The organism is Acidithiobacillus sp., assembly GCF_049965315.1.
In the GTDB taxonomy this organism is placed as follows: Bacteria; Pseudomonadota; Gammaproteobacteria; order Acidithiobacillales; family Acidithiobacillaceae; genus Acidithiobacillus_B.
This window is the reverse complement of record NZ_JBMFWL010000014.1, coordinates 33,908-43,979: the sequence shown is the minus strand read 5'-3', so window position 1 is coordinate 43,979 and position 10,072 is coordinate 33,908. Positions and strand designations below refer to the sequence as shown.

The window sequence follows — 10,072 nt, the reverse complement described above, 5'->3', positions numbered from 1 at the left end:
AAGATGAGATCTCCCGAGGCTTTATGCCTCCTGAAGGGCCGTGGAAGACCACCACGTTGATAGGCAGGGTGTGGAAGCGCAGCAATGCGTGTAGCTAACCTGTACTAATCGCCCGTGCGGCTTGACCATATATCACCTGAGCATCCCCTTTCCCTTCACCAACACCAGGCCTTCGGGAATCCAGCCCCGGCGGCAAACAAGGTTTACCCTTGTCTGGCGGCCATAGCGCAGTGGCACCACCCCTTCCCATCCCGAACAGGACCGTGAAACACTGCAGCGCCTATGATAGTCGAGGGCCTCCCTCCGCGAAAGTCGGTCACCGCCAGACTCCTATTGAGTCCATCAACCCCGCCTGAGTATCCAGGCGGGGTTGATTTTTATGGGCATTCTGTTATCCTTAATAAAAGTGGGCCGAGTGCCCGCTTTTTTGTTTCTTCAGCGGGGCGTGACGAGAGTGGAAGAGCGACTGTACAATGCCATTGCGCAGCAGGTGGCGGCATTGGCTTGCGAGCTGGTGGATGCGCGCCTGACGCGCACGGGTCGGGCTGTGGCGCTTCAGGTCTTCGTGGATCGCGAAGGCGGTGTCAACATCGACGACTGTGCGGCGGTAAGCCGCCACCTGAGTGCGTGGCTGGATGTGGAAAATCCCATCGCTGGACATTATCGCCTGGAAGTGTCGAGTCCCGGAGTGGATCGGCCATTGAAGAAGGCCGCCGACTTCCAGCGCTTTGTGGGAGAGCAGGCGCATATTGAGCTGCACACCGCCGCGCAGGGGCGTAAGCATCTGCGCGGCGAGTTGCTGGCAATGGATGGGGATCTGGTGGTCATTCGCGCAGCGGATGGCGAGCGGCGCGTTGCGCTGGCGGATATCGCCAGGGCCAAATTGATTCCCCAATGGTAAAACGACGGATACAGCGGAGAGGAGTAGGTGCATGAGTCGTGAGCTTCTTTACCTGGCGGATGCCGTCGCCCATGAGAAAGACATCGATAAAGAGGTCATTTTCCAAGCCCTGGAAGCATCTCTGGTTTCAGCGTCGAAAAAGAAATATGGCCAGGACTGGCATATCGCGGTAGCGATTGATCGCAAAACCGGTGAGTTCACCACGCGGCGCTTGTGGCAGGTGGTGGCCGACGATGCCGAAGGCGTCGACACCAATCTGGAAATGCCCCTCAGCGCAGCTCGCCGGATCGCGCCGGATGCGGAAGTCGGGCAGACGGTGGAGGAGGTCCTGCCGCCGGTGGAATTTGGCCGCATTGCGGCGCAGACGGCCAAACAGGTCATTGTGCAAAAGGTTCGCGATGCGGAGCGCGACCGGATTGTCGCGGATTTTGCGCTGCGCAAGGGCGATATCATCAGCGGCCTGATCAAGCGGATGGAAAAGGGTAACGCCATTATTGACCTTGGCCGTGCCGAAGCGGTTTTGCTGCGCGAGGAGATGATGCCGCGGGAGGCCGTTCGTCCGGGCGATCGCATCAAGGCGCATCTGAAGGATGTGCGCCGGGTGCAACGGGGACCCCAACTCTTTTTGTCCCGCATCACGCCGGAGTTGCTCATCAAGCTCTTTGCCCTGGAAGTTCCGGAAATCGGCAACGGCTTGATCGAGATCATGGGGGCGGCAAGGGATCCGGGTTTGCGCGCGAAGATCGCCGTGCGTTCCCATGATCCGCGTATCGATCCGGTGGGGGCCTGCGTGGGCCTGCGCGGGAATCGGGTGCAGACGGTCATCAACGAATTGAAGGGCGAGCGTGTCGATATCGTGGTCTGGTCTGCGGAGCCGGCCAATTATGTCATCAACGCCTTGTCGCCCGCCGAGGTATCCAGCATCGTGGTGGACGAAACCACCCACAGCATGGATGTGGTGGTGGAGCAGGATCAATTATCCCTTGCCATCGGGCGGGGCGGGCAGAACGTGCGCTTGGCCAGTCAACTGACGGGTTGGGCCATCAACATCCTGACCCAGGACGAGGCGGTGAGCAAGCGCAGCGAGGAAGAGGCCGGTTATCGCCGGCACTTCGTGGAAAACCTCGGAGTCGACGAGGAGCTGGCCGGGCTGCTGGTGGAGGAGGGCTTTACCTCCATCGAAGAGGTGGCCTATGTGCCGGCGGCGGAGATGATGGAGATTGAGGGACTGGATGAGGATCTGGTGGGGGAACTGCGGCGGCGGGCGCGCGACGTCCTGCTCAACAGGGCCATCGCCGAGGAAGAGCAGGTGGCGCTGAGCGAGCCCGGCCAGGATTTGCTGAACCTGAAGGATATGGATAAAGGGCTTGCGCATTTGCTGGCAAGTAAAGGTGTGGTAACGGCCGAAGACCTTGCGGAGTTGGCGGCGAGTGAATTGTGCGAAATCGCTGGTGTGGACGAGGAGCGGGCCAAAGCGCTCATTCTTGAAGCGCGGGCGCCCTGGTTTGCTGACACAGACTCTGGTGGCCATGCGCATAATGCATGACGATCAAGGGCTGGGAGAGAAGAGATTATGACGGTAACAGTCGCCAACTTTGCTGTGGAATTAGGTTTGACGGCGCCGCGCCTGTTGGAGCAACTGCGCGCGGCCGGACTGGAAAAGCGGTCCCCCGATGATCCGGTTTCGGAGGAGGATAAGGTTCGCCTCCTGGGCTTCCTGCGGCGGACGCATGGCGAGGAGGGGAGCGGCGAACTGCGCAGGATTACCCTGAACCGGACCAGCACCAGCGAGGTCAAACAGGCGGTAGGTGCGGGCAAGTCACGGACCGTGCAGGTGGAAGTGCGGCGGAAGCGCACTTATGTCAAGCGCGAGGCCGCCGCCGAGAGCGCCATTGGGGAGACTGCGGAAGCAGCGGAACAGGCAGCGGAGGCGCCTACGGCGGCCATTCCCGCCGTAGGGGAGATGGTAGAGCTCAAGAATGCGGCGCCGAGCCCGGAACCGGCTGAGATCATTCCGCCGGAAGCGACGGTGATTCCCGAAGAACGGGTAGTCGCGGAGGCGATGCCGGTCACGGCTGTCCAGGTCGAAGTGGAAAAGGAGGCAGCGCCGCAGCGGGAATATCCGTCCGCCCGGCCAGCAACAGCGGCGGCCAGGAGCGGCCAGGAGCGGGGGCGTGGCGCCGCTCCGGCAGCATCTCCTCCGTCCGCGGCAAAACCCGCATCCCCGGGCAAGGCCAAAAAGCCGGCGGCGCGGGCGGTGAGCGAGGAGGCGGGCAAGCGCGGAGGTGCCAAGCGCGGAGGACGTCGTGAAGGGGGCGTCATGGACGCCGAGGCGATGGCCCGGCACCGCAAGGCTCCGGACCGGCGCAAGGGCAAGGCGGTGCCCGGCGTCACCGACTGGGGAACGGCTCCGGTCATCCGCGAGGTGGCCGTGCCCGAAACCATTACCGTGGGTGAGTTGGCGGGGCGCATGGCGATCAAGGCCGGCGATGTGATCAAGGCCATGATGAAGATGGGAGTGATGGCCACCATCAATCAGGTCATTGATCAGGAGACGGCGGCCCTCGTCGTCGAAGAATTGGGGCACAAGGTCAAGATGGTGGGGATGACCAGCCCCGAGGCGCTGTTGGCCAATGAAGGGCCCATGGAGACGCCGGTAATGGGTCGTCGTCCGCCCGTGGTCACGGTCATGGGTCATGTGGACCACGGCAAGACGTCCCTGCTGGACCGGATCCGCTCGACGCACGTGGCGAGTGCCGAGGCCGGCGGCATTACCCAGCATATTGGCGCCTACCATGTGGAAACCCCAAAGGGTACGGTGACCTTTCTCGATACGCCGGGCCACGAGGCCTTCACCGCCATGCGGGCGCGGGGGGCGCAGGCTACGGATATCGTGGTGCTGGTGGTGGCCGCCGATGACGGGGTCATGCCGCAAACCATTGAAGCCATTCATCACGCCAAGGCGGCGGGAGTGCCCATCGTGGTGGCGGTGAACAAGATTGATAAGCCGTCGGTGGATCTGGAACGGATCCGTCAGGAACTGGCCGGACACAGCGTGGTGCCGGAAGAGTGGGGTGGCGACACCCAGTTTGTGAATGTTTCCGCCAAGACCGGCCTGCATATCGACGATTTGCTGGATGCCATTTTGCTGCAGGCGGAAATGCTGGACCTGGAGGTGCAGATGAACGGGCCGGCCAAGGGCGTGGTCATCGAGTCCCGCCTGGATCGCGGCCGTGGTGCGGTGGCGACGATTCTGGTCAAACAGGGGACCTTGCACGCAGGGGATATGCTCCTGGCCGGCGCCCAGTTTGGACGGGTACGGGCCATGGTCAATGATCGTGGACAGCAGGTGCAGGAGGTGACGCCGGGAATGCCGGTGGAAGTCCTGGGTCTGTCGGACGTGCCCCAGGCCGGGGATGAGGCCGTGGTGGTGGGGGACGAGCGCAAGGCCCGTGAGGTGGCGCTCTTCCGGCAAGGAAAATTCCGCGATGTACGGCTGGCCAATGTCCACAAATCAACCCTGGAAAATCTCTTTGAGGGTGCCGGCGAAGGGCAGGTCCAGCAGTTGAATCTGGTGATCAAGGCCGACGTGCAGGGCTCCGCCGGGGCATTGGCGACGACCCTGGAACGTCTGTCCACCTCCGAGGTGCGGGTCAAGGTGATCCATGCCGGGGTTGGCGGCATTACCGAGTCGGATGTCAATCTGGCGGCGGCTTCGTCGGCGGTGATCATCGGTTTCAATGTGCGAGCCGAGGCGCCGGCGCGCCGCCTCATCGAGCAAAGCGGCGTGGATGTGCGCTACTACAGCGTGATTTACGAGGCCGTGGATGAGGTGAAAGCCGCCATGAGCGGAATGCTCGCTCCCGAGATCCGTGAGCGTCACCTCGGGCGAGCGGAAGTGCGCGATATCTTTCGTGTGCCGAAAGTGGGTACGGTGGCCGGCTGTATGGTCACCGATGGCATCCTGCGGCGGAATGCCAAGGTGCGCCTCATCCGCCAGGACGTGGTGATCTTCACCGGAGAAATGGACTCACTGCGGCGCTTCAAGGAGGACGCACGAGAGGTGCGCGAAGGCTTTGAGTGCGGTGTGGGCCTGCGTAACTACAATGACTTGAAGGTGGGAGATATCATCGAAGCGTTCGAGACCGTCGAAGTGGCGCGGACGGTCTAGGAGGGGTGGTGCAGAACTCCCATCGCGGCTACCCGCGCCGTGCGCGCGTTGCGCAATTGTTGCAGGAAGAGATTGCTGCGCTGTTGCCGGACATGCATGCCCTGAGCCCGGTACTCAGCCCCTTGCCGCCTACCATCAGCTTGGTGGAACTGGCTCCCGATATGCATTCGGCCATCGTTTACTTTTCCCTGATGACCGGCCCGGAGCGGGCGGAAGCCGTGCGTGCTGCCCTGCAGGAGAGTGCCGGACAGTTGCGTCAGGCCTTGGGGAAACGGCTCGCCCTGCGGCGCATCCCGCCTTTGCGCTTCGTTTATGATGCCCGCTTTGACCGCGGCGCCGAGATGGCGGCCTTGCTGGCCGGCCTGCCCAGGCCCCGCGATGAGGGGGAGGAATGACCGATTGTCGCAATGGCATTCTCCTTTTGGACAAGCCTGCGGGTTTGACGTCCAATGCCGCCCTGCAGCGCGCCAAGCGCATCATGGGGAGCAAGAAGGCGGGGCATACCGGCAGTCTGGATCCCATCGCCACGGGTCTGCTGGTGCTGCTCTTTGGCGAGGCCACGAAAGTCTCCGATTACATCCTCAACGCGGACAAAAGCTATCACGCCACCCTGCGCCTGGGGCAGACCACGACGACGGGCGACAGCGAAGGCGAGATTCTGACGGAATCTCCGGTGCGGGTGGAGCGGGAGCAATTGCTGGCGGTGTTGCAGCGGTTCATGGGGGAAATTGCGCAGATTCCGCCCATGTATTCCGCCATCAAGCAGGGAGGGAGACCCCTCTACGAGTTGGCGCGCAAAGGGATGGAAGTGGTTAGGGAGCCGCGCCGGGTGCGCATTGACCGTCTGGATTTGCTGGCATGGGAAGGGGATCGGCTGGAACTGGATATTGTCTGCTCCAAGGGGACCTATATTCGCAGTCTGGCCATGGATATCGGTGCGGCATTGGGTTGTGGGGCGCACGTGCAGGCCCTGCGCCGGGTGCATACGGGCCCCTTCGATGTGCGTGACGCCCTCACCCTGGAGGCCTTGGCCGCCAGCCGGGAGGCGGGAGAGTGCCCCTTGCAGCCCATGGACCTGGCCTTGTCCTACCTGCCCGCCGTGACCCTGACGGAAAACACGGCATATTATTTGTTGCAAGGCCAGGGCGTGGTGGTTGCCCATGCGCCCGCTCCCGGGCAGATCCGTTTGTATGGACCGGAGCACAAATTTCTGGGACTGGGTGAAGTCCTGGAGGACGGCAGGGTGGCGCCGCGGCGCCTGATGAGCGTAAACTAAGTAAAATACATTGATTTAAGGCATCGAGAAGGAGAAGGCGTTATGTCGTTGTCGCGGGAAGGTAAAGCGGAAGTGGTGCAGGGTTATGCCACGCATCAAGGAGATACCGGTTCTCCGGAGGTGCAGGTGGCGTTGCTGACGGCTCGTATCGAGGGTCTGTCGGGGCATTTCAAGGCCCATACCCATGATCATCATTCCCGCCAGGGTTTGCTGAGAATGGTGGGGCAGCGGCGCAAGTTGCTGGATTACCTGAAAAAGCGCGATGTGAACCGTTATCGGTCGCTGATCGAGCGTCTGGGTTTGCGTAAGTAAGGAGAGAGATTTTGGCCATTTTGCGGAAACAGGTTGATTTTGGTGGCAACCGCCTGACGCTGGAAACCGGGCGCATGGCGCGTCAGGCGGACGGGGCGGTTTTAGTCTCCATCGGGGAGACAGTAGTCCTGGTGACGGCTGTCGGACGACGGGAGGTGAAGCCAGGTCAGGATTTCTTTCCGCTGACGGTCAACTATCAGGAAAAAACCTATGCCGCCGGCAAGATTCCCGGCGGCTTTTTCAAGCGTGAGGGTCGTCCGAGCGAAAAGGAGACGCTGACCTCCCGGCTCATCGACCGCCCCATCCGGCCTCTCTTTCCCAAAGGCTTCATGAATGAGGTGCAGGTCATCGCCACGGTGCTGTCGGTGGATCGGGATAATGATCCGGACATTGCCGCCATGGTGGGTGCGTCGGCCGCCCTGGCCCTCTCGGGCATTCCCTTCAATGGGCCCATTGGCGGGGCGCGGGTGGGCCTGGTGAACGGCCAGTTGGTCCTCAACCCTTCCTATCAGCAGTTGGCCCAGTCGCAGATGGATCTGGTCGTGGCCGGTACCCGGCATGCCGTGCTGATGGTGGAATCCGAGGCGAGCGAGCTGGCGGAGGAAACCATGCTGGAAGCGGTGATGTTCGGCCATGCCCAGATCCAGCCCATCATTCGGCTCATCGAGGAATTGGCGGCCGAGGCGGGCAAGCCGCGCTGGGCCTGGCAGGCGGCGCCGGTGGACGAAGCCTTGCAGGCCCAATTGACCGAACGCGCCGCCCCGGCCCTGCGGGAAGCCTATACCTTGCAGGAGAAGCAGGCGCGGAGCAAGCGCTTGGAGGAGATCCGCGCGGCCATGGTGGCGGAGTTTGCCGAGGGCGACGCCCATCGGGCGGACACCGTCACCAACCTCGTGAAAAAGGTGGAAACCGCCATCGTGCGCGGTCGGGTGCTGGACGGGGCGCCGCGTATGGATGGCCGTGATACCCATACGGTACGGCCCATTTCCATCGAGGCGGGGATCCTGCCGCGGACCCACGGTTCAGCCCTCTTTACGCGCGGCGAGACGCAGGCGCTGGTGGTGGCCACCCTGGGCACCAAGGGGGATGAGCAGATCATCGACGCCCTGCAGGGGGAGACCCGCGACCGCTTTCTGCTGCATTATAACTTTCCGCCCTTTTCCACCGGTGAAACGGGCATGGTGGGATCCCCCAAGCGGCGGGAGATCGGTCACGGCCGTCTGGCCAAGCGCGCCATTGCGGCCGTTCTGCCGACGGAGGCGCAGTTTCCCTACAGCCTGCGGGTGGTGTCGGAAATCCTGGAGTCCAACGGCTCCTCCAGCATGGCTTCGGTATGCGGGGCATCGCTGGCCCTGATGGATGCCGGGGTGCCGTTGAAGGCGCCGGTGGCCGGCGTGGCCATGGGGCTCATCAAGGATGGCGATCGCTTTGCGGTGCTGACGGACATCCTGGGTGATGAGGACCACCTGGGCGATATGGATTTCAAGGTGGCGGGTACGGAACAGGGCATCACCGCCCTGCAGATGGATATCAAGATCGATGGTATCACCCGGGAGATCATGGCGCAGGCCCTCAAGCAGGCTTTGGCCGGGCGCTTGCATATACTTGGCCTGATGAAGGGGGTTCTGGCCGAGGCCCGTTCGGGTTTGTCGGATTATGCGCCGCGCATCATTACCATGCATATCAATCCCGAGCGGATCCGCGACGTCATTGGACCGGGCGGCAAGGTGATCCGCGCCCTCACCGAGGAAACGGGCACGAGCATTGATATCCAGGATGATGGTACGGTCACCATCGCGTCGGTGGATGGCGAAGCCGGCATGACGGCACGCCGCCGTATCGAGTTGCTCACCGCGGACGTGGAGGTGGGCATGATCTATGACGGGAAGGTGGCAAAGATCATGGACTTCGGTGCCTTTGTGACGATCCTCCCGGGGCGTGATGGCTTGCTGCATATCTCCCAGATCAGCAGCGAGCGCGTCAATGACGTGCATGATCATCTCAAGGAAGGTCAGGCCGTGCGCGTGAAGGTGCTGGAAGTGGATCGTCAGGGTAAGGTCAAGTTGAGCATGAAGGACGTTCCCCAATAAATGGCCAGCACTTCCTCCGAAGGCGTCGCATTGCGGCGCCTTCATTGTTTCAGGATGGGCATAAGGTGATGGGATATGAACCAATGCACGCGGAAATAACCGTTCTGACCAATGGCGTGGCCGTCATCAGCGAGGACCTGCCGGGACGGCAGAGCGTTGCCTTGTCCTTGAGCCTGGGTAATGGCAGCCGTGATCAGCTTGAGGAGGAAAATGGCTTTGCCCATCTCCTGGAGCACATGGTCTTCAAGGGCTCCCTGCTGCGGGATGCCGATGCCTTGAATGCGGCCATGGAGGCCCTGGGCGGGACCATCAACGCCTTCACGGATCGGGAGATGACGGTCTTTCACGGGACCATGCTGGCCGAGGATGCCGGGGCGGGCTTTGCCTTGCTGGAAGAAATGCTGATGCGGCCCAGGTTCGCCCATGCCGATTTGCGCCTGGAGAAGCAGGTGGTGGCTCAGGAGGCCGCCATGGCGGCGGAGGATATCGAGGACTGGGTGCAGGAGCGGGTATTGCGGGAGTTGTGGGGGGATCATCCCCTGGCATGGTCGGTCCTGGGCAGTGCGCGTTGCATCCGTCAGGCCAGCCGGCGGCGCCTGGTGGCTTATCATGAGCGGGTCCTGAGGGAGTCGCGGCTGGCGGTGGTGGGGGTGGGCATGGTGGACCACGATACCCTCTGTCGTTGGGCCGAGGGGGCCTTTGGGGATATTTCCCCGCAGCCGCGGGGCGTGGACCAGCCGCCGACCTTCCGCACCGGTCGGCGGCTGGTGCATCGCCCCCAGGCGCAGCAGGCGCACCTGGTTTGGGCGGCCCAGGCGTGCAGCGTTGCGGATCCGGCTTATTACGCCTATGCGGTCGCAAATTTGATCCTGGGCGGCGGGACGGCCTCTCACCTCTTCCGCGAACTGCGCGAAAGGCGTGGCTTGGCTTATCAGGTCTTTTCGCACCTGGAGGCACTCCGGGATGCGGGAGAGTGGATGATTTATGTGGCGACGCCCGCCCGCTCCCGGGACGAAACGGCCGTTGCCATGACCGATGTCCTGCATCGCCTGATGGAGAGCGGTCCGGAGGCGGAGGAATTGGCGGGGGCCAAACGCAGTCTGCGCGTGCAGATCCTGCTGGGCCAGGAGGACGTGGAAACACGCATGGCGCGGCTGGGGCGGCAGTGGCTCTATCTGGGTCGTTGCATTGCGGTGGAGGAGTCCCTCCAGCGCTTGGCCGCGGTGGATGCCGCAGCGGTCACGGCGGCGTTGAGCAAGGCCTGGGGACAGCGTTTTGAACTCAGTTGCCTCCCGGGGTAGGGCCACCGGGGGAACCTGTTC

The 10,072-nt window shown here is 62.7% G+C and carries 8 protein-coding genes and 2 rRNA genes; all 10 read left to right on the top strand.

The window, feature by feature from the left end:
• Positions 1–129: ribosomal RNA gene (locus ACP5MM_RS05425) — 23S ribosomal RNA — on the top strand; the annotation flags it as partial.
• A gap of 83 nt (positions 130–212) precedes the next feature.
• Positions 213–328: ribosomal RNA gene (gene rrf / locus ACP5MM_RS05420) — 5S ribosomal RNA — on the top strand.
• A gap of 117 nt (positions 329–445) precedes the next feature.
• Positions 446–901, top strand: a complete 456-nt coding sequence (gene rimP, locus ACP5MM_RS05415) for a ribosome maturation factor RimP (protein ID WP_427931452.1) — start codon at positions 446–448, stop codon at positions 899–901.
• A 31-nt stretch (positions 902–932) separates the two neighbouring features.
• Positions 933–2,447, top strand: a complete 1,515-nt coding sequence (gene nusA, locus ACP5MM_RS05410) for a transcription termination factor NusA (RefSeq protein WP_427931450.1) — start codon at positions 933–935, stop codon at positions 2,445–2,447.
• A gap of 27 nt (positions 2,448–2,474) precedes the next feature.
• On the top strand, positions 2,475–5,072 hold the full coding sequence (infB, locus tag ACP5MM_RS05405) for a translation initiation factor IF-2 (RefSeq protein ID WP_427934231.1): 2,598 nt from the start codon (positions 2,475–2,477) through the stop codon (positions 5,070–5,072).
• A 5-nt stretch (positions 5,073–5,077) separates the two neighbouring features.
• Positions 5,078–5,467 (top strand): 30S ribosome-binding factor RbfA, encoded by a 390-nt coding sequence (gene rbfA, locus ACP5MM_RS05400; protein WP_427931447.1) that lies wholly within the window; start codon positions 5,078–5,080, stop codon positions 5,465–5,467.
• Positions 5,464–6,348 (top strand): tRNA pseudouridine(55) synthase TruB, encoded by an 885-nt coding sequence (gene truB / locus ACP5MM_RS05395; RefSeq protein ID WP_427931445.1) that lies wholly within the window; start codon positions 5,464–5,466, stop codon positions 6,346–6,348. Before rbfA ends, truB begins: the two co-directional genes overlap by 4 nt.
• A gap of 42 nt (positions 6,349–6,390) precedes the next feature.
• Positions 6,391–6,660: a 30S ribosomal protein S15 gene (gene rpsO, locus ACP5MM_RS05390; RefSeq protein WP_123103587.1), complete on the top strand. Its 270-nt coding sequence runs from the start codon at positions 6,391–6,393 to the stop codon at positions 6,658–6,660.
• Between the two features lie 11 nt (positions 6,661–6,671).
• A complete protein-coding gene (pnp, locus tag ACP5MM_RS05385; protein ID WP_427931443.1) occupies positions 6,672–8,750 on the top strand; it encodes a polyribonucleotide nucleotidyltransferase in 2,079 nt (692 codons plus the stop codon).
• 83 nt (positions 8,751–8,833) lie between these two features.
• Complete coding sequence (locus tag ACP5MM_RS05380; RefSeq protein ID WP_427934230.1) at positions 8,834–10,051, top strand: M16 family metallopeptidase; 1,218 nt, start codon at positions 8,834–8,836, stop codon at positions 10,049–10,051.
• Positions 10,052–10,072: the final 21 nt, after the last annotated feature.